The organism is Adlercreutzia wanghongyangiae (assembly GCF_035989245.1).
GTDB classification, from domain to species: Bacteria; Actinomycetota; Coriobacteriia; order Coriobacteriales; family Eggerthellaceae; genus Adlercreutzia; species Adlercreutzia wanghongyangiae.
The window spans coordinates 45,237-63,323 of sequence record NZ_JAYMFF010000024.1 but is presented as its reverse complement, the minus strand read 5'-3'; the positions used below and the strand labels follow the sequence as shown (position 1 = coordinate 63,323).

The following is an 18,087-nucleotide window of genomic DNA, read 5'->3' as shown; positions in this document are numbered from 1 at the left end:
ATATCGTGGATCTGGGGCCCGAGGGCGGCGACAAGGGCGGCACCATTGTAGCCCAGGGCACGCCCGAGGAGGTGGCCGAGGTGGAAGGCTCGCACACGGGCCGCTTCGTGAAGCGCATGCTGGAGGAGGCAAAGAAGCTGCCCGTGGCTTAGGTCCGACGGCAAGCAAAACGCGCTCGCGGGCGGGCTGAAGCCCGCCCCTACGAAGACGGCCGCGCTGCAGGAACTGTAGGGGCGGGCTTCAGCCCGCCCGTTCGGCAACGAAGCGATCCTATCAGCCCGTGTCATTCTGAACGAGCGAAGCGAGTCGAAGAATCTTGTGAAATCCTTCGACTCCGGTCTTCGGCCTGTGCTCAGGATGACACGGGCCATCGAAATAGAGTGGAGCCTTAAGCCCCGTCGCGATTGCCGCGGCAGGGCTTCGCTATAATGGGACGCTATGAAGAAACGCACGCGGGAAAAGGTAGCCCTCCTCGTATTCGCGCTGCTCGTCATTTTCGGCGGCAGCGTGCTCTTGCGCTATTTCGAGACGGGGCGATCGTGGAATGTGGCCGCCTCGGCGGTGGACGACGCCTTCGGCCAGATGCAGGGCTACACCGCCATTGTCTACGACGGTACCTACGACCCGCTGGACGCGCTGCGACCGGCCATGGCTCCCGCTGCCGAGGGGGAGCTGACCGAACGGCCTGAGAGCATCGGCGCCATGGTGGCCTCCGAGCTGTCGCGCCTGCCGTTGGCCATGCGCGAGCGGCCCGTGTACGCCTCCGATGTGCGCGACTTGTACGAGGGCAAGGGCGCCGGGGTGGTCACATTGAACATCGCCGATCTGGATCGGTACACCATCCCCACGGTGCTGAACGCCGGCGATCGGAAGATCGGCGTGGTGGCCATCGACTACTACGCTACCAAGAAGCGTCTGCAGGTCCTGCGCCAGGAGCTGCTTGATGCCGGCGCGCAATCGCTCGTGTGCCTGGTGCCGCGCCTGTCGTGCCTGGCCACCACCGACGGTTTCCAGGCGGTCATCGTTACCGACGACTCCCAGGCCGAGCCGGGGCGGGGAGAGGGGGCCGAGGGCGCGCACATCATGTACGCCCCCGAGAAGGAAGCCGTGGGCGTGGTGCTGCTCACCTCCCTGAACGTTCCTTCCTCCAAGGTGTACGCCTCCCTGTAGCTGTACCTGTAGTCATACCTGCAGCTGCACCCGCGCGCCGCTGTCGACCGCTCGCCATTTCCAAAACGTTAACGGGTGCGCGCTTTGTTTCCGGTCAGTTAATAAGTCATCGTTCGCGACCCTCGCCACCCTATAATGCGGCCAGAAGCCAGCGGGCGTGCGCGCGCCGCGGCGCCCCGATACGTCAAGGAGGTCCGCATTGAGTTACGTCGATAACGTCATCGAGCAGGTGAAGGCGAAGAACGTCGAGCAGCCCGAGTTCATCCAGGCCGTCACCGAGGTGCTCCAGTCCCTGGAGCCGGTCATCGAGGCCCATCCCGAGTACGAGGCTGCGAGCCTTCTGGAGCGTATCGTGGAGCCCGAGCGTGTCATCATGTTTCGCGTGCCGTGGGTGGACGACGCCGGCAAGGTGCAGGTGAACCGCGGCTTCCGCGTGCAGTTCAACAGCGCCATCGGCCCCTACAAGGGCGGCCTGCGCCTGCACCCGTCGGTGAACCTGGGCATCATCAAGTTTCTCGGCTTCGAGCAGATCTTCAAGAACAGCCTGACCACACTGCCCATGGGCGGCGGCAAGGGCGGCTGCGACTTCGACCCGAAGGGCAAGTCCGATATGGAGGTCATGCGCTTCTGCCAGGCCTTCATGACCGAGCTTGCGCGTCATATCGGCGCCGACACCGACGTGCCGGCCGGCGACATCGGCACGGGCGCCCGCGAGATCGGCTACATGTTCGGCCAGTACAAGAAGATCAAGAACGTCTTCGAGGGCGTGCTCACCGGCAAGGGCCTCTCCTTCGGCGGCTCGCTCGCCCGCACCGAGGCCACCGGCTACGGCCTGGTGTACATCGTGGAGGAGTACCTGCGCTGCCATGACGACTCCTTCGAGGGCAAGACCGTGTGCGTGTCCGGCTCCGGCAACGTGGCCATCTACGCCACGCAGAAAGCCCAGCAGCTCGGCGCCAAGGTGGTCACCGTGTCCGACTCCACCGGCTGGGTGTACGATCCCGCCGGCATCGACGTGGACCTGCTCAAGCAGGTGAAGGAAGTGGAGCGCGCCCGCCTTACCGAGTACGCCGCCCGCCGCGAGGGCGTGGAGTACCACGAGGGCCGCGGCGTGTGGGTGACTCCCTGCGATATCGCGCTGCCCTGCGCCACCCAGAACGAGGTGCTCATCGACGATGTGAAGGCGCTTGTGGCCAACGGCTGCAAGATCCTCGCCGAGGGCGCGAACATGCCCACCACGCTGGACGCTACCGAGTATCTGCAGGAGCAGGGCGTCGTGTTCATCCCGGGCAAGGCCGCCAACGCCGGTGGCGTGGCCACCTCGGGCCTGGAGATGTCCCAGAACTCCGAGCGCCTCTCCTGGACCTTCGAGGAGGTGGACGCGAAGCTCAAGGGCATCATGGTGAGCATCTACCACGCCATCGACGACGCGGCCAAGCACTACGGCCACGAGGGCAACTACGTTATGGGCGCCAACATCGCCGGCTTCGAGAAGGTCGCCAACGCCATGATGGCCCAGGGTATCGTATAGAAAGCTCTGCTCGCTGACGTTGCGAACGACCTGCAAGTCGCGAAGAGAACCCCGGCGAGGATGAGCCGGGGTTCTCTTGCATTTTAAAGGTCGGCTTGCTGTTTGCAGTCGGCGAGGGCGTCGGCAACGGCGGTGGAGGTCTTCGTGGCTCCCGACACGGCGTCGATGGCGCCCTTCTCGACGATCTGCAGAGCGAATTGCTCGCCCAGATCGTGCCCGATGCCCGCCGTCTCGTTGGAAGTGTCCACTGCGGCGTCGACGATGGCGCCGTCCTTTACGGTGAGCACGACGGTCACCTCTCCGATGCCGGTGGCCGTGGCGCCGTATTGGTCGTCCCCAAGCTCCAGCGCGCCGAAACCGTCGATGGCCTCGAGGTTGCGGGCCACCAGGTTGGCGCGGGCCACGGCGTTCGCGATGGTGCCCGGCGCATAGGCGTCGCCCACCCCGTGGGCGGCGATGCCCGCCTCACGGACTCCGGCGAGTAGCTCCGGCTGGGCCTGGGGCGGCCGCGCGTCGACGAGCAGATCGAAGGGTACGGTGGCCGTGACGCCGCGCTCGTCGGCAAAGGTGACGGAGCCGTCCTCCACGACGAGGTCGCCGGCTTGGAAGTGCATGCGGACGCCGTGGGTTCGCAACCACGTTGTCCCCATGAGCTTGGGCCAGGTGGGAGCGCCCTGGTAGAGGCTCTCGGCTCCCGAGGGACTTACCATGTCGACGGTGCGGCCGGCCCGCACCAGGTACTCGGCGATGTTGCAGGCCTCCAACTCGCAGCCGTACACGACGACGCGCTCGCCCGCGATAAGCTCGGCCAGCGCCTCGTCACCGGCAAGCTGGGCGGCCCGCAGGTCGGCGAGCGTGACGATGCTGCCGGCGCTGCCCAAAGGCGCGTTGCGGCTCAGATCGCCGCCGCAGGCGATGAGCACGATGTCGGGGGCGACGCCGACGATGTAATCGAGGTCGACTTCGGTGCCCAGATGCACATCGACTCCGGTCAGCTCGAGCTGGCGGGAGAGGTAGGCGATATGGTCGGCGATGCGCTCGTGGGTGCCCTTCACGACCGCGGCCAGCTCGGTCAGGCCGCCCAGGTGGTCCTCTCGCTCGTAGAGGGAGACGCGGTGCCCGCGCTCCGCGGCGATGCGGGCCGCCTCCATGCCGGCGGGGCCGCCGCCGACGACCATGACGCTGCGGGGCTCATCGGCCGGCAGCGGGGCGTAACCCTCGGGCATCTCCTCGGTGAAGGCGCGGGTGTGCGCGGCGTTCACGCGGCAATAGGAGGGCGTGCCGAAGGAGAAGGGCGCGACGAAGCAGGTCATGCAGCGGGTACAGGGGGCCACCTCGTCGCGGCGCCCCTCCTCGAGCTTCTGTGCGATGGCGGCGTCGGCGATGAGGGGCCGCGTCATGAGCATAAAGTCGATCTTGCCGTCGGCGATGGCTCGGTTCATGAGATCGGGCTCCGCGCGCGGGTCCATGTAGCCCACAGTGCCCACGGGGATGGAGACGGCCTCTTTGATGCGCGCCGCCACCTCGATCAGGGCGCCGGCGCCGTCGTGGGAGCCATCGATAAGGCCGCCGAAGTGACGGTCGTAGTCGATGACGGTGCCGTAGCCGGTGTCGCCGTGCTCGTGGAAGTGCAGCACATCGGGTTGGAAGCCCCCGTTGTGGTGGCCGTAGAGCTGCGAGCGCACGTGCAGGCTGGAGGCGCCGGCTGCCTCGAAGAGCTTCGCGAACTCGATGGCCTCCTCGATGCTGGTGCAGCCCGTGTCGTCGCCGAGGGATGCGACGTTGCCCTCGATGCCGCTGTAGAGCACCTGCACGATGAAGTCCTCGCCCACGTGCGCTCGTATTCCCTCGATGATCTCGGTGAGGATGCGGGCGCGGTTCTCGATGGATTCTCCGCTGTACTGGTCTGTGCGCTCGGTGTTGGCGTAACGCGAGAGGAAGGTGGAGAAGTAGTGGTTGCACGATGCGTTCAGCTCGATGCCGTCCCAGCCCGCCTCCTTGTAGCGCACGGCTGCGTCGATGAATGCCTGTTGCTCGGCCTGCACCTGCTCGGTGGTCTGCATGAGCGCCGGAACCATGGCCATCTCCAGCGTGCCCTCCTCCTTGACGGTGGAGGCGGCCGCGCCCGTCGCGGTGGTCACGTCGAGCATCTGCGCGATGAGCACCACGTCGTGGCGATGGATGCGGTCGGCGATTTCCCGATGGGCGGGGATGCCCGCGTCGTCATAGATGCCGAGGAATCCCGAAAGACCGCTCGGCATGACCGCCTCCATGTCCGGTGCCGCGGCGACGTCGTCGAGGGGAGGCATATCGCCGGCGGTGCCGTCCATCGGCGGCAGGTCGACCGCCGCGCCGTCCATGGGCGGCAGTGCCGAGGTGTCCATGGAGCCGGTCGAAGGGAACAGCAGCGACTGCTCGTAGACGATCATGCCGAGGCCGCCCTCGCAAAAGCCCTCGTAGAAGGCGAGCATCTTCTCGTCGGGCCAGTCGGTCGACTCCTGAAGCTCTGAGCCCGCGCAGCTCTTGCCAAGGCGGTTCTTAACGGTGACATGGGCGATCTTCAGAGGGGAGAAGATGGCGCTCACATCACCGCTTGCCTCGGCGGCCGCCTCCTGGGGGTTCAGTTGGTCGCCGAGCAGACGACCTTCGCCGCCGCTGTTCGCCAAAGGATTCGGATCGTCGCCGTCCTGGCCGACCGGTGCGCAGCCAGTGAGGGAGGGAAGCGTGGCCAATCCGGCCGCCGTGACGGCGCCGGCGAGGAAGCTGCGGCGGGAGAGGTGCGGCGTGCGGGGCGCTCGGGCCTGGCTGCCGAGGGTGGTTGTTCGGTCGTGCATGGGATTCTCCTTCTCGTGATGGTGAGTCGCGGCGCGTCATCTGCACGCGGTCTGTTGATCGACCATAGAGCGTGACGGCCGGCCCGTCTGTAGGACATCGCTCGTCTCCCTGTAGGATTTCGTTAGTAAAAGGGCACTTCGCCCTTTGTTTCGGCGGCAAAGGGCGCCTTCTCCTCCTGTGGGGCCGCTATACTGAACGGAGTGGAAAGGAGAAGGGCCATGACGGGAGGAAGAGTCGGGTCGGTCTTGATGCAGGCGTGCCTGCAGGCCGGTCCGTTGTGCTATCTGGTGGCGTTCTCGTTCAAGTTGGGGATCGCCCAAAGCGCCCTGTCGGGCATCAGCGCCGTGGAGGCAGCGGCTCTTCATGTGGCCGTCGCTGGTTTTGGGGCCCTCGGTTGCATGGCCATCGTGTGGTTGTGGCCCCAAGGGGGATGCCGGCTCATTGCGGCGCTTGACGTCGCCGTGCCTCTGGCCCTCCTGCCTCTGTCGTGGCTTTTCGGCGCCGCGACGGCTCTTTTCGTTTCGTTGGGCTTGGCGGCGGTGTGCATCGCGCAGTTCTTCCTCGTCGTCCGGGGCAACCCCCTCGATTTCTCCGACACGCTGCTTGCGGCCGCGCTCGCCTTCGGCATCAGCGGGGTTTTAAGCGTGGCGATCCACGGTGCTCCGGTTCTTTTCGGTCTCGGTGCGGGGGCTCTCGCTCTGCCGCTGGCCGGTGCCGGAGTGCTCATGGGATGGCGCGTGCTGCGCGGCCCGGCTGCTTTGACCCCCGAAGGGGCGGCCTGCGAGGAAGGCGAGGCCTCCTTGGGTGCCCTGCTCGTTTCCTCCGTTCGGTCGGCCGTTCCCGTTCTGGTGGTCTGCTTGGCCTGCTCCATGAGCCTGGGAGGGTCGTGGAGCCTCAATCCTTTCTACGATGCCCGCGCGGAGCCCGTCCCGTTCTTCGTCGGCTCGCTGGCGGCTGTGGCCATGTTGGTATGCCTGCGGATCGCCTGGGTGAGGATGCGCAGCGCCGATGCCCTGTTGCTGGCCTCGGCGCTGCCGCTGTCGCTGGCTGTTGTGCTCACGGTCTGCTATGCCGTGGCGCCTTCTCCCTTCGAGTACGCTCTGGCGGCGATGTCGGAATTCTGCTTCCTGTCGATTATCTGGGCTTGCGCGCTGCTGCTCGATCGGTCCTCCCGATCTCCTGGCCTCGCGGGAACGCTGCTGCTCGTGTACTTTCTGGCGCTTTTCGCCCTGTTCACGTTCGTGGGAAGCCTGATGAGCCTGCGTTTCGCCCGGGCGGCGCTGGCCTTCGCGGCCTGCCTGGGGCTCCTTTACCTCATCTTCTTCGCCTACCGGGCGCGAGGAGCGGAGGTGGCCGCGGGTGCCGCGCGAAACGTCGCGGATGCGGCTGAGCCGAGGACGTCGTCGGACAGCCGCAACTTCATCGACGCCCGGTGCGCCGTGCTGAGCGCGTGCTGCGGCCTGTCGGCGCGGGAGGCGGAGCTGCTTCCCTTCTTCGCCTCGGCCATGAGCGCGACCGCCATAGGGGAGCGGTTGTTCATCTCGCCGAAGACGGTGAACAGCCACCGCTACCGCATCTACGGCAAGCTCGGCGTGAGCAGCAAGGACGAGTTGATGGCCCTTGTCTGGGAACGCGACTGAAGCGAAGGCGTTTCCGATCCGGCTTCGGTCGAGCGTTCCTTGGCGGAGAGCCGGTGCGTTGATCCATTCGCGGCATTCCCGATACGTGCTAGAATGGCGGCGTTCATGCGATGGGAAAGGGGAGCGGTGGCGATTCAGGAGGATGTCGGGGCGTTTCTCGCCTCCCATGCCGATGAGGGGTACCGGGCGTTCCAGGCGAAGCTCATACCGAATATTGATCCCGACTCTATTGTGGGTGTGCACACGCCCGAGCTGCGGAAGTTCGCGAAGGCGCTTGCGCGGCGCGAGGATGCGGAGGAGTTTCTGGCGGTGCTGCCCCATGGCAGCTTCGAGGAGAATCAGCTGCACTCGTTCATTATCGCCCAGGAACGTGACTTCGATAAGCTCGTCGGCGAGATCGAGCGCTTCTTGCCCTTCGTCGACAACTGGGCCACCTGCGACCAGCTGTCCTGCCGTGGTCTTGCCGCCGATCCCGATGCGGCGTTGGGTCGGGCGTGGCACTGGCTGGAAAGCGATCACGAGTACACGGTGCGTTTCGCTATCGGGGTGCTCATGGAGTTGTTCCTAGAGGAGCGGTTCCGGCCGGAGCTCTTTCAGTGGGTCGTTGGCGTTTCGCGCCCAGAGTATTACGTGAACATGATGCGGGCATGGTACTTCGCCGAGGCGTTGGCGAAGCAACCCGTGGCCGCCGAGGAGGTCATCGCCTCCGGCGCTCTCGATACGTGGACCCACAACAAGGCCATCCAGAAGGTCGTGGAGAGCCGCCGCATTTCCCCCGAGCAGAAGGACCGCCTGCGCGCCATGAGACGTCGCGCGTGAGCTAGGAGTTTAGCGAAACGCCTCCGAGGGGCGCTGTGCCCTCAAAGGCTTTCTCTACATCTTCGGCAAGTTCTGATAGACCCCCTGGCGGTGACCGACGCGTATCACCTCAATGATAAGATCGTCTTCTTCGATGCGAGCGAGAATGCGATAGCTGCCAACGCGATAGCGCCAACCTTGCTGCGACCCTTGAATAGCTTTAGAGCCGGGAACCGCTTTTGGATTGGAGCATCCTTGAAGATGGTCCTGTACCCACTTCGCTATCATGAGCCGTTGCTTCTTCGGCACTGAAAGCAACTCTTTTGCCGCTCGTTTGGTCCAGACGACATTGAAACTCATTCCGCCATCATGGCCATGCGCATGACCTCTTCCATGGAAAAGCGAGCACCGTCGTCGGCTTCAAGAGCTTCCGTGTAGGCTTCCAAGTCGGCAGCATCCTCTACCTTTTCGAGAACTGCCTCGCGCACGACGTCCGAGAACGTTTTGCCGCAGAAATCCGCATAGCTCTGAATCCAGCTCTTTTCTTCTGGCGCGAACCGGATCGCCGTTGCCTCCATGGCCATAAATGCTCCCTTGAACGTATAACGATGTAGTACATATTAGCAGGTGCAATAGCGAAAGTCGAGCAACGATGAGCTAATTGTGGCGTGACGGAAGGACTACATGAGAAGTGGGCTAGCCTTTGGCGCACGACTGGCGGTGGCAATCATTCTTCTTCCTTGTTCCGATAGAGCTCGAATGTGAGCTCACTCGCGTCAAGCTGAGCCGCCGAAAACACACGTTTCAATATGTCTATCTTAGTTAATGTTGAACTTCCGGGATTAAAGTAAAGCCCAGCGGCTATTTCATAGCAGTAGTCCGACTCTTCCGAAAAGAAAAATCGTGCAGGGAACTCTCCATCGGGAATATAGCGAAGAAGGGCGGACGGATCGAGGTCGTAGACGGAAGAAAGCACTCCACAAATCATTTCTGCCCAATTTCTCGTCGTAAACCTTGACCCGAGGAACGTGTATGCGGCTATCTTTCTGTTTGTGAACTCGAAATCCTCATCAAGTCCGACTTCTTCGTGCATATCAAAAGCTGGCATATAGCTAGTCTCGATTGTTGGCCATAATTCGAGAAATCGCTTCTTAAGCCATTTGTTTCTCTGCTCGAGTTCCGCTTCGGTCCATTTTTCACTGTCGGCTATTTGTTTACTCATTCTGAAACCGGTGTCTTTGAAACCGCCTTCTGAGTCTCGTTTGTCGATGAAGCGTTTGTTGCTGTATTGGGAATTGTATGCCGTCAAAGTTAGATTTGCGAGAGAATTGAGCCAGCGGTCATGAACCCTCTCGTAATCTGCTCCCAGATCCTCTTTCCAACTCGGAGAGAGGGATTGCGGCATGACGTGTTCAACGGTATATCGATCTTCTTTCATGCCGCCAACAATATTGACTCGCTCTAGGCTATTGCCGTTTTCGAGTTTGTCGTATAGATAGAATCGGTACGCTCCGATTCTATAGAAATCTCGTCTCTCGAATTCGTCCATGAACTCTTCGTCGCGGGGATAGCGCCCGCTTCCTTCTTTTGCCAAAAGGATATATTTCAGCACGTCGGGATAGCGGTTTTCGCTTTTAGCGCCTCGAAGCGTTTCGGAATGCAGTGTTTCGAACACCTTATTTAAGGCGTTTGTTGGCACTTTGCAAACCCAACGGCGGAATATGTAGTTTTCGATTGCCTCAAGGGATTCCGCTATTTCGGCATCGGTTATCTTTTGGGTTTCTCGGTATTCGAATAAGTTGAGCAAGTATGGATTGACGACGCTTGTGTCCAGCAATACAAGCCTTTTTAGGACTGCGTCTATCGAGGCATTCCCAGAATCATGTTTACGAATGAGTCTGTAATACTCTGAGTGCCTGAGTAGATTCTCCAGGAGATAGTTTGTCTCAATCCCGTTGCCTCTCACATAGTTTTTGAAGATCGCGTAGACCTTTTTGATGGCAGGGGTCTTCCGTTGCGTGGCCGCTAGCCAGTCGCGGGCGAATGAGCTGACATCATAATCAGTGTTCTTCTCGATCCTATTCCAATACTCTTCGTAGTATTTTTCCTGAGATTCGGAATCTAGCCCCATGAGGATGAAGTTGCGTATCTTGTCGCCTTCACTTAGCTCTAAGCCTGTAGAGTTGAGGCTTTCGAAGATGCGCTGAGCGTCGTCGGTTCCGTCAAGTTTAATGTCGATAACCATTAATTTTTCGATCGCTAATTGAAGCTGATCGGCAGATAACTCGCTTGCAGCTATTCTTTTTCGGAAGTAGTTGTAGTTCACGGTGATGTTGGAGGTGCTGATGAATTTGCTCTCATCGGCCGAGTAAATAGCTTCGAATGCTCTCTGATCGTCTTTGATGAGCTTTAGTTTCAGCTTGCTGTCATTTTTATGCCATTTGTCGATAAGGTATTCTTCGTTGATCATCTCTGCCAGATTGGCATCCTCTGAAACGATAGACCCCTTCTGCAAAAGGTGAACAAGCGCAAGCAGCAGAAGATAAGACGTTGTGATTCTCTGCTGCCCGTCAATAACAATACGCACATCTCCGTCGGCTTGCGACACAATGCTACCGAAGAAATGGGTGCTTTCGCTACCAACTGCCAACTCTTCGAGGTCGTCGAAGAGCTGCTTGCAATCTTCGATTCGCCAATCGTAGTTGCGCTGATATACGGGAATATGGAATCGGGTTTTTGTGCCCTCTAGCAAGTTCACCAAATATCTTTCTTCGCCTTTCATCTGTTTTCCTCTCCACTGTTCTACCAGGACTCAAACAGGTGTTCCGTTACATTTCCCATTGTAAGCGAAGTAACAGGCATTAATGTTTAATTGGTAAAACAAGAACTAATGTTCCATGTTATACTGAGGCCATGGAATATGAGCGCACATACGTTTGCATCGACTTGAAGAGCTTCTACGCCTCGGTGGAGTGCGTTGCGCGTGGGCTCGATCCTATGACGACGAAGCTCGTCGTAGCCGATCCCACGCGCTCGGAAATGACCATCTGTTTGGCGGTGAGCCCGGCCATGAAGGCGGCCGGCGTGCGCAACCGCTGCCGCCTGCACGAGATTCCCACGGGGATGGAGTTCATCACCGCCCAACCCCGCATGAAAACGTACATGCAGGTGTCGGCGGACATCTACGCCACCTATCTGCGCTACGTCTCGCCCGACGACATTCACCCGTACTCCATCGACGAGTGCTTTATCGACGCCACGCCCTATCTGGAGCTTTACGACCTTACAGCCCGCGAGTTCGCCGACACGTTGCGCGGGGCCGTGCTTGCCGAGACGGGCATTCCCGCCACGGCGGGCATCGGGCCGAACCTGTTTCTGGCCAAGGTGGCGCTCGACATTGCGGCCAAGCATGCCGCCGACGGCATCGGCGAACTTACCGAGCGTACCTTCCGCGAGCAGATTTGGCCGCATCGGCCCATTACCGACATTTGGAACATCGGGCCGGGCATCGCCCGCCGTCTGGCGCAATACCGCGTGTTCGACCTGCGCGGCGTGACCGAGATGGATCCCGATGCGCTCTATAGCGAGTTCGGGGTGAATGCCGAGTACCTCATCGACCATGCTTGGGGGCTGGAGCCCTGCACCATCGCCGAGATCAAGGCCTACGAGCCGGAGAGCTCCTCGCTCATGAACGGCCAGATTCTGCCCTGCGGCTACTCCTTCGACGACACCCTCATGGTGATGCGCGAGATGGTAGACGATGCGGTGCTCGATCTGGTGCAGAAGCGCCTGGTGACCGACCATATTTCGCTGCACGTGAGCTACGGGCGCGACAACGCTGCCGAGGTGGGGACGGCAAGGGAGCCGGCGGCGAAGGCGGCGTCTGATGAGGTGCTCTTCGAAGGCGGTCACGGGGTGCGCCGCATCGGGGGAGTGCGGCCCCATGGCGGGGGCGGGCGCAAGATTCCCGAGCGCACGAACTCGTTCGCGAAGCTCTACGGGTATTTGGAGGCGCTCTTCCGCGAGACGGTGGATCCGACGCGCACCATGCGCAAGATCAGCATCGGCTTCGGCAACCTGGTGGACGAAGATTTGGCCACGGTGGACCTGTTCACCGATGTGGAGGCCGCTGCGCGCGAGCGCCGACGCGCTGAGGCCGTGCTTGCCGTGAAGGGGAAGTTCGGGAAGAACGCCCTTATCAAGGGCACGAGTTTGAAGGAGCGTGCCCTCGGTCGGGAGCGCAACGAGATGGTGGGCGGTCACCATGGCTAGTGGGGAAGCCTTCGAGGGATTGGCATGGGTCGAGGTGGAAGACGCCCCGCCTGGCACCGGATCGGGCGCGTGTGGGGATATCGACCGGCCGGTTCCGGCGGGATTGGGACGCCCCCATCCCGAACGCGCCCGGCAGTTCGCGCCCTTCGCAGCCCTGCGCGGCTACTACGACCTGGTGCAGGAGAAGGAGCGCGTTGTGGAACCCCGCCGCCCGCTGGCCGAGGACGAGGCCCGCGAGCTTGCCGAGGCTGTGGCGCAGTTGCAGCGCGGACAGCTTGTAAGCGTCACGTTCTACGAAAATGACGCTTACCGAACCATTGTCGGGACAGTCAGCCAGATAGATATGATCTATCATGACCTGTGGATAGTGCGCACGCGCATCCCCTTTGACGAGCTGTGCGCCTTGGAAGCGCTTTCCTGAAAGGATGACCATGAACGAGATCAAGTGCCCTCATTGCGGCGAGGCCTTCGCGGTGGATGAAAGCGGCTACGCCGCCATTCTCAGCCAAGTGCGCGACCAGGAGTTCCAGCGCGAGGTGGATGCCCGCGTCTCCTTGGCCGAGAAGGCCCGCGAGCAGGAAGTGGCCCTGGCAGTGACTAAGGCCGAAGAGGTCCTGCGCGCGCAAATAGCCGAGCGCGACGGGCAGCTGGCCGCCCAGACCGAGCGTTTCAAGGCGCAGGCGAAGGACTTTCAGCTTGCAGCGCAGAACGAGAAGGCGGAACTGGAGAAGCAGGTGGAGGGGTTGCGTGCCCAGCTGGCCTCCAAGGACGGCGAGGCCGAGGTCGCGCGCAAGCTGGCGGTGAGCGATGCGGTGGCCGCCGAGGTGGAACGGCTGCGCGCGGTGGAGCGCGAGCGCGACGAGTTGGCCCAGAAGCTGGAAAGCCAGCGCGCCCAGGCATCCATGGAGACCCAGCTGGCGGTGCAGCAGGCCAACGCCGCTGCCAAGGACGCCCAGGTGGCCGTGGAGCGCGAGCGCGACGATTTGCGCGCTCAGGTGGCTCGCGAGCGCGAGGCACTCTCTCGGGCTGAGGCGGAGCACAAGGTGGAGCTTGCCGAGAGGCTGAAGATGAAAGACGAGCTCATCGCCGACCGCGAGCGCGAGATCGAGCGCATCCAGGACATGAAGGCGCGGCTTTCCACCAAGATGCTCGGCGAGTCGCTGGAGCAGCACTGCGAGATCGAGTTCAACCGCCTGCGCCCCACGGCCTTCCCGCGTGCCTACTTCGAGAAAGACAACGAGGTGGTGGAGGGCACCAAGGGCGATTTCGTCTTCCGCGACTTCGACGAGGACGGCAACGAGATCGTCTCCATCATGTTCGAGATGAAGAACGAGGCCGACGACTCCACCCATAAGAAGACCAACGAATCGCACTTCAAGAAGCTGGACGCCGACCGCGCGAAGAAGGGCTGCGAGTACGCCGTGCTCGTGTCGCTGCTCGAGCCGGAAAGCGAGTTGTACAACGCCGGCATCACGGATGTGTCCTATCGTTACGAGAAAATGTACGTCATTCGCCCGCAGTTCTTCATCCCGCTGATCACGCTGCTGCGCAACGCGGCGCTCTCGTCGCTTCAATACCGCAAGGAACTCGCCCTGGTGCGCCAGCAGAACATTGACGTCACGAACTTCGAGGATCAGCTGGCCGACTTCAAGGACAAGTTCGGGCGCAACTACCGCATTGCGAGCGACAAGTTCCGCAAGGCCATCGAGGAGATCGACAAGTCCATCGATCATCTGCAGAAGATCAAGGACAATCTGCTGGGCAGCGAGAACAACCTTCGCTTGGCCAACCAGAAGGCCGAGGACCTCACGGTGAAGAAGCTCACCCGCAAGAACCCCACCATGAAGGCCCTCTTGGATGAGGCCCGCGAGGCGAAGGAGGGGCAGGGAACGGAGCGTCAAGAGGTTGCCGATGAGATTGCCGAGGTGGATGTTCTGAACGACGGTGAAGAATAGCTCTTTTCCTATAACTCTACTGTTATGATGTAAAATAGCATCATAACAGTAGAGTAAGGAAACAATGAAGCTTTATGAGGCCGACAAAGCGCTATGCATGTATGCGGACGGGAAGAGGGCTTTTCGCACGACTGATCTGGCTCTCGTGTTCGCCGAAGACGGCACGAAACTGCGCAGCACGATTTCCCGCCTGGTAAAAGCCGGGTCATTGTGGCATATTGCACGCGACCTGTACTGGTACGCCTCTGCGGGAGTCTCCGATATTCCCGCCATCGAGGAGCTCGCCGTAGCGCTTCGCTCCGGCGAGATGAACTTCATCGGCATGGAGAGCGCGGCCTCCCTGTGGGGTGTGATTTCCCAGATTCCCGTTGGTCGGTTGACGGTCGTCACGACGGGCAAGGAGGGTGAATTCAAGACGCCGTTTGGCGTGATTGAGTTCGTGCATACATCTCGAGACTGGGCGTATTTGCTTGACCATACGGTCGACTATCCGGGCCATGGATTGCGTTTGGCGACGAAAGACCATACCGTGCGCGGGCTTCTTCGCTCTGGGAGGTCTTTAGATCTCATCGATTGGGAAGAGGTGGAAGACGATGAGTGATTTTCTTGAATTCTCTCGGAAGGTAGCTGTGCGCAACAAGGTGGAGGACCTTCTCCCCGTCGTGGAGAAGGAGCTTATTCATTACGACATCCTCCGGGCACTCGCGCAATCAGATTGGCTCTGCAAGCTCAATTTCCAGGGCGGCACTTGCCTGCGCCTCTGCTATGGTGGCGTGCGCTATAGCGAAGACCTTGATTTCAACACACGGCTTGACCTCACAGCTACCGATCTGAGCGGCTTCAAGGATGTTATAGGCCGCAATCTCACGAAGAGGTTTGGCGTCGATGTGCGCGTCAAAGAGCCGAAAAAGGTTAAGCAATTCGACGGCGGTGGCACCATGAAGAGGTGGCAGGTGGTCGTGGATACGGCTCCTGAGCGGCCCGATTTGCCCTCGCAGAAAATTAAGATTGAAATCGCCCAAGTGCCTTCTTATACCCGTGAGAACAGAGTTGTCGTTGAGAACTATTCTGAAATTCAGGGAGTGTATGGGAGTTTGCTCGTGGGATGCCAGTCTCTTAACGAAATCCTTGCGGATAAGCTCGTTTCGTTCGCTCAGCAGGTGAAGGCACCGCGTTATCGCGACCTCTGGGACATTCCTTGGATCATGCAGCGTCCCGGAGTCGAGATTGCCCTTGCAGCTGATCTCGTTCTAAAAAAGGTAGGGGATTACGCTACTGGGAGAGCGCCTGCGGAATTGCTGGCCGATGGTGCTGAGAGAGCGGCTGAATACGCTGTCTCCGAGGCCTATATCGCCCAGATGCGGCGTTTCCTGCCGTCCTCCGTAATGGCGGATACCATTGAACGACCCCTTCAGCGAGAGGCATTGAAGAACCTCATCGTTGAGGGGTATCAACAAACGATCGCCCTTATCTCTTAAGCAGGCGGCAAGCTTGTTCTGCAGTATTTTCCAGAGGATGATTTCGGTCCTCACTAGGCAATGGACGCGGTGGGTTTTCAGGCGCGATTCCCGCTAGGCTTTTTCCTCTCGCATCCTGAGCGCGGCGGCGAGGCGGCGGCCTTTGCCGCATTTGGGCTTCGAGAGGGGGCAGTGCTTCTTGCAGCAGGTGCAGTGCTCTAGCTTGAGGGCCGCCTTGGCCTTCTCGCAGCCCTTGCAGCCGGCGGCGTGTCTTTCGCCTTTACAGCCCGTGTGCTTCTTCTTGCGCTTCAGCTTATCGGCTTTCTTGTCGGCCGCCGCCTTCTTCTGCTTCTTGTCCTTCTTGTCTTTCATGGGACTCCTCGCGGGGAACAGGTTCATTGAATGGCGGGCAGTATACCATGGCCCGCAGCCCTCACCAACCGCGGCGCCTCCTTGTCGCCTACTTGGATATCACTTCCATAGCTGTACTAAATATAGGACACTTGCGAAATTGCCGCGGCGTAGGATGTTCCCATCGCATTCAAATGAACGGAGGACGCCATGGCAAACACAGCATCATCGATCTGCGTCGTGGAGGGCACAACGGTGGCGGGCACGCGGCATGTGCCGGGGGTAGCCGAGCTGGCCGCAGCCTATCAGGTGGGGGAGCGCTTCGCGCTCGTGCGCGACGCCGCTAACCGCTTCGACCCTTGGGCCGTGGAGGTGCGCGACGGCAGCGACCGGCGCATCGGCTACGTTTCCTGCGAGTGCAACGAGTTCGTGGGGCGTCTCATCGACGGGGGAAAGTCGGTGGAGGGCCGCTTGGAGGCCCATGAGCAGATCGGGTCGTGGTGTCGTTTGGTGATGGGGGTGCATCTCAATGACTAGCGCCGTTGCCGTTCAGCGCCGGGCCTCGGGGGTGTCGCTGGCCCAGCGCGCAGCCGCTGCCGTGTTCGGCGCCCCCAGCGTGCGCCGCTCCAACGGAGGCGCCGATGCCAGCTTCGTTCCCCACGTGATGCGCGGGGCCGCTTGGCACCGCCGCCGTGAGCGCACCGCGGTGTTCGCCGTGGACCGCAAGGGCGCCGAGGCCTCCGAGCGCCTTCCACGCATTTGGGTGAGCGAAGTCGTTCCCGATTGCGTTGGCGACGGCCGCGCCTTCGTGGCCTCCTATCCGTCGGGGCCCGATCGCGGCGGCTGGCGTGCATGGGAGCTGGCGGAAATCTACTTCGGCGAGGCTCTGGGCCTGACAGGGGAAGACCAGCGTCGTCGGCGTATCGACTGCTACCGTGCCGCCGAGATACTGCTGCTGCACGCCGCCCAGCGCGGCTGCGTTGCCGCCCACTGCCGGCTTGGCATCATCTACGAGGGCGACCTGTGCGAGGGCGAGTACTGGTGCGGTCTTCTGGAGTCTCGCGCGCTGCATAGCGCCGATATGCCCTGCGACCAGCGCGCCTATCTGCATTTCTCCTACGGTGCGCTGCATGGTCATGGGGAATGCTGCTGGCGTCTGGGGGACATGGTGGCCGCCGGGCGCGGCTGCGAGGCATCGGCCGAGCATGCCTGCATGTGGTACCGGCGCGCCTTCGACGTGGAAAGCGGTGCCATCGACGAGGACCGCGCGTCCACGGGCAATGCCGCCCTGCGCTTGGCTCGGGCGTTCGAGTGCGGGCGCGGCTGTGTGCAGGATTTTCGCCGGGCCCGCACCTGGTATCGCCTGGCGGCCATCAGCCTGGGTGCTGCCTTCGATGCCGGCCAGTGGCACTTCAAGCGCGAGCGCCTGGAGGCTCGCCGCGGCGTGGCCCGCATGGCCCAGGAGATAGCGGGCTGCTACTGAGGTCCTCCCCGAGCGCAAGCGACGAGCCGCCCCGTAGGACGGCTCGTCGCGGAATTACCCGCCGGGCGGCATCGGCTCGGACCAGGGCGGAGGGGAGGGATAATCCGCGGTGGAGACGCGGTTTTTGCGCCTATTGGTCCAGCGGGTTTTCGAAGGCCGCGGGCAGTTTGCCGGCCAGCACCTCGTACTCGGCGATGTTGCGGCGCATGAAGTCGTTGAAGTCGTCGTAATGCTCGCGCAGCGCCCGGGCGAACTTCTCCACGGGCCAGATCTCGGGCGGCTCTTCCAGGCCGCCGTCGCCGTCCACCGTGTGCTCCCACTCGATGATCTCGGCCTTGGCGACCTTCAGGTCGTGGGGAAGCCGGCCCTCGCGTTCGAACTTCTCTAGATCGGGCATCAGGTGCTTCTGAATCTCGATGAGCTTGGTAACCAGTTCCTGATAGGTCATGGGTGCCTCCTAGCTTGTGCGGTCGAAAGAGCGCGGGCGTTGGCGACCTGCGCGCTCGTCTCGTAGTATGGTACGCGCCTGTCCCCTTGGTAGCGGAACGGGTGTTCTACGGGTCACCGCATGGGAGGCAATCCGTTGCCAAACGCT

General features: G+C 61.6%; 17 protein-coding genes. 11 read left to right on the top strand and 6 right to left on the bottom strand.

Going from position 1 to position 18,087, the window contains the following annotated elements:
• The first annotated feature begins 438 nt into the window (after nucleotides 1-438).
• Both VIN30_RS10725 and gdhA read left to right on the top strand, forming a co-directional pair.
• A complete protein-coding gene (locus tag VIN30_RS10725; RefSeq protein WP_326423656.1) occupies nucleotides 439-1,170 on the top strand; it encodes a hypothetical protein in 732 nt (243 codons plus the stop codon).
• Nucleotides 1,171-1,369: 199 nt separating this feature from the next.
• Complete coding sequence (gdhA, locus tag VIN30_RS10720) at nucleotides 1,370-2,701, top strand: NADP-specific glutamate dehydrogenase (RefSeq protein WP_338211488.1); 1,332 nt, start codon at nucleotides 1,370-1,372, stop codon at nucleotides 2,699-2,701.
• Nucleotides 2,702-2,784: 83 nt separating this feature from the next.
• On the opposite strand, the gene VIN30_RS10715 is transcribed toward gdhA, so the two are convergent.
• The gene (locus tag VIN30_RS10715) at nucleotides 2,785-5,535 is read right to left on the bottom strand and encodes an oxidoreductase (RefSeq protein ID WP_338211487.1); all 2,751 of its coding nucleotides are present in this window, start codon (nucleotides 5,533-5,535) and stop codon (nucleotides 2,785-2,787) included.
• A 219-nt stretch (nucleotides 5,536-5,754) separates the two neighbouring features.
• Here VIN30_RS10715 and VIN30_RS10710 point away from each other — a divergent pair, with 219 nt between their 5' ends.
• Both VIN30_RS10710 and VIN30_RS10705 read left to right on the top strand, forming a co-directional pair.
• The gene (locus VIN30_RS10710; RefSeq protein WP_338211484.1) at nucleotides 5,755-7,176 is read left to right on the top strand and encodes a helix-turn-helix transcriptional regulator; all 1,422 of its coding nucleotides are present in this window, start codon (nucleotides 5,755-5,757) and stop codon (nucleotides 7,174-7,176) included.
• 126 nt (nucleotides 7,177-7,302) lie between these two features.
• On the top strand, nucleotides 7,303-7,995 hold the full coding sequence (locus tag VIN30_RS10705) for a DNA alkylation repair protein (RefSeq protein ID WP_338211483.1): 693 nt from the start codon (nucleotides 7,303-7,305) through the stop codon (nucleotides 7,993-7,995).
• 54 nt (nucleotides 7,996-8,049) lie between these two features.
• Here VIN30_RS10705 and VIN30_RS10700 read toward each other — a convergent pair whose 3' ends face one another.
• The 3 genes from VIN30_RS10700 to VIN30_RS10690 all read right to left on the bottom strand — a co-directional run bounded on the left by VIN30_RS10700 (nucleotide 8,050) and on the right by VIN30_RS10690 (nucleotide 10,756).
• The gene (locus VIN30_RS10700; RefSeq protein ID WP_338211482.1) at nucleotides 8,050-8,334 is read right to left on the bottom strand and encodes a type II toxin-antitoxin system RelE family toxin; all 285 of its coding nucleotides are present in this window, start codon (nucleotides 8,332-8,334) and stop codon (nucleotides 8,050-8,052) included.
• The gene (gene relB / locus VIN30_RS10695; protein WP_338211481.1) at nucleotides 8,331-8,558 is read right to left on the bottom strand and encodes a type II toxin-antitoxin system RelB family antitoxin; all 228 of its coding nucleotides are present in this window, start codon (nucleotides 8,556-8,558) and stop codon (nucleotides 8,331-8,333) included. The genes VIN30_RS10700 and relB overlap by 4 nt, the downstream gene beginning before the upstream one ends.
• Before the next feature lie 143 nt (nucleotides 8,559-8,701).
• On the bottom strand, nucleotides 8,702-10,756 hold the full coding sequence (locus VIN30_RS10690; RefSeq protein WP_338211480.1) for a DUF262 domain-containing protein: 2,055 nt from the start codon (nucleotides 10,754-10,756) through the stop codon (nucleotides 8,702-8,704).
• A gap of 131 nt (nucleotides 10,757-10,887) precedes the next feature.
• Between VIN30_RS10690 and VIN30_RS10685 the strand changes: the two genes are divergently transcribed.
• The 5 genes from VIN30_RS10685 (at nucleotide 10,888) to VIN30_RS10665 (ending at nucleotide 15,679) form a co-directional block, all read left to right on the top strand.
• Entirely contained in the window at nucleotides 10,888-12,246 is a 1,359-nt protein-coding gene (locus VIN30_RS10685) for a Y-family DNA polymerase (protein WP_338211479.1), read from the top strand.
• Entirely contained in the window at nucleotides 12,239-12,667 is a 429-nt protein-coding gene (locus tag VIN30_RS10680; RefSeq protein WP_326423650.1) for a YolD-like family protein, read from the top strand. The genes VIN30_RS10685 and VIN30_RS10680 overlap by 8 nt, the downstream gene beginning before the upstream one ends.
• Nucleotides 12,668-12,677: 10 nt before the next feature.
• Entirely contained in the window at nucleotides 12,678-14,201 is a 1,524-nt protein-coding gene (locus tag VIN30_RS10675) for a DUF2130 domain-containing protein (RefSeq protein ID WP_338211478.1), read from the top strand.
• Between the two features lie 64 nt (nucleotides 14,202-14,265).
• Nucleotides 14,266-14,802, top strand: coding sequence for a type IV toxin-antitoxin system AbiEi family antitoxin (abiEi, locus tag VIN30_RS10670; protein ID WP_326423648.1), 537 nt, complete (start codon nucleotides 14,266-14,268; stop codon nucleotides 14,800-14,802).
• Nucleotides 14,795-15,679 carry a nucleotidyl transferase AbiEii/AbiGii toxin family protein gene (locus tag VIN30_RS10665; RefSeq protein WP_338211477.1) on the top strand — a complete coding sequence of 295 codons (885 nt, stop codon included), beginning with the start codon at nucleotides 14,795-14,797 and terminating at the stop codon, nucleotides 15,677-15,679. Before abiEi ends, VIN30_RS10665 begins: the two co-directional genes overlap by 8 nt.
• Nucleotides 15,680-15,772: 93 nt before the next feature.
• Here the strand turns inward: VIN30_RS10665 and VIN30_RS10660 are convergent, their stop codons facing one another.
• Nucleotides 15,773-16,030 carry a hypothetical protein gene (locus VIN30_RS10660; RefSeq protein ID WP_338211476.1) on the bottom strand — a complete coding sequence of 86 codons (258 nt, stop codon included), beginning with the start codon at nucleotides 16,028-16,030 and terminating at the stop codon, nucleotides 15,773-15,775.
• A gap of 189 nt (nucleotides 16,031-16,219) precedes the next feature.
• On the opposite strand from VIN30_RS10660, the gene VIN30_RS10655 reads away from it, so the two are divergent.
• Together VIN30_RS10655 and VIN30_RS10650 are read left to right on the top strand one after the other, a co-directional pair.
• Nucleotides 16,220-16,546, top strand: coding sequence for an HIRAN domain-containing protein (locus tag VIN30_RS10655; RefSeq protein ID WP_326423645.1), 327 nt, complete (start codon nucleotides 16,220-16,222; stop codon nucleotides 16,544-16,546).
• Nucleotides 16,539-17,492: a tetratricopeptide repeat protein gene (locus VIN30_RS10650; protein WP_338211473.1), complete on the top strand. Its 954-nt coding sequence runs from the start codon at nucleotides 16,539-16,541 to the stop codon at nucleotides 17,490-17,492. The genes VIN30_RS10655 and VIN30_RS10650 overlap by 8 nt, the downstream gene beginning before the upstream one ends.
• A 130-nt stretch (nucleotides 17,493-17,622) precedes the next feature.
• Here the strand turns inward: VIN30_RS10650 and VIN30_RS10645 are convergent, their stop codons facing one another.
• A complete protein-coding gene (locus tag VIN30_RS10645) occupies nucleotides 17,623-17,940 on the bottom strand; it encodes a hypothetical protein (protein WP_326423643.1) in 318 nt (105 codons plus the stop codon).
• Between the last annotated feature and the right edge of the window lie 147 nt (nucleotides 17,941-18,087).

Bases quoted from the DNA above. Each gene is read 5' to 3' on its own strand.
- VIN30_RS10725 (WP_326423656.1), top strand. From the start codon at position 439: ATGAAGAAACGCACGCGGGAAAAGGTAGCCCTCCTCGTATTCGCGCTG.
- VIN30_RS10715 (WP_338211487.1), bottom strand. From the start codon at position 5,535: ATGCACGACCGAACAACCACCCTCGGCAGCCAGGCCCGAGCGCCCCGC.
- VIN30_RS10710 (WP_338211484.1), top strand. From the start codon at position 5,755: ATGACGGGAGGAAGAGTCGGGTCGGTCTTGATGCAGGCGTGCCTGCAG.
- VIN30_RS10700 (WP_338211482.1), bottom strand. From the start codon at position 8,334: ATGAGTTTCAATGTCGTCTGGACCAAACGAGCGGCAAAAGAGTTGCTT.
- relB (WP_338211481.1), bottom strand. From the start codon at position 8,558: ATGGCCATGGAGGCAACGGCGATCCGGTTCGCGCCAGAAGAAAAGAGC.
- VIN30_RS10690 (WP_338211480.1), bottom strand. From the start codon at position 10,756: ATGAAAGGCGAAGAAAGATATTTGGTGAACTTGCTAGAGGGCACAAAA.
- VIN30_RS10685 (WP_338211479.1), top strand. From the start codon at position 10,888: ATGGAATATGAGCGCACATACGTTTGCATCGACTTGAAGAGCTTCTAC.
- VIN30_RS10680 (WP_326423650.1), top strand. From the start codon at position 12,239: ATGGCTAGTGGGGAAGCCTTCGAGGGATTGGCATGGGTCGAGGTGGAA.
- VIN30_RS10675 (WP_338211478.1), top strand. From the start codon at position 12,678: ATGAACGAGATCAAGTGCCCTCATTGCGGCGAGGCCTTCGCGGTGGAT.
- abiEi (WP_326423648.1), top strand. From the start codon at position 14,266: ATGAAGCTTTATGAGGCCGACAAAGCGCTATGCATGTATGCGGACGGG.
- VIN30_RS10665 (WP_338211477.1), top strand. From the start codon at position 14,795: ATGAGTGATTTTCTTGAATTCTCTCGGAAGGTAGCTGTGCGCAACAAG.
- VIN30_RS10660 (WP_338211476.1), bottom strand. From the start codon at position 16,030: ATGAAAGACAAGAAGGACAAGAAGCAGAAGAAGGCGGCGGCCGACAAG.
- VIN30_RS10655 (WP_326423645.1), top strand. From the start codon at position 16,220: ATGGCAAACACAGCATCATCGATCTGCGTCGTGGAGGGCACAACGGTG.
- VIN30_RS10650 (WP_338211473.1), top strand. From the start codon at position 16,539: ATGACTAGCGCCGTTGCCGTTCAGCGCCGGGCCTCGGGGGTGTCGCTG.
- VIN30_RS10645 (WP_326423643.1), bottom strand. From the start codon at position 17,940: ATGACCTATCAGGAACTGGTTACCAAGCTCATCGAGATTCAGAAGCAC.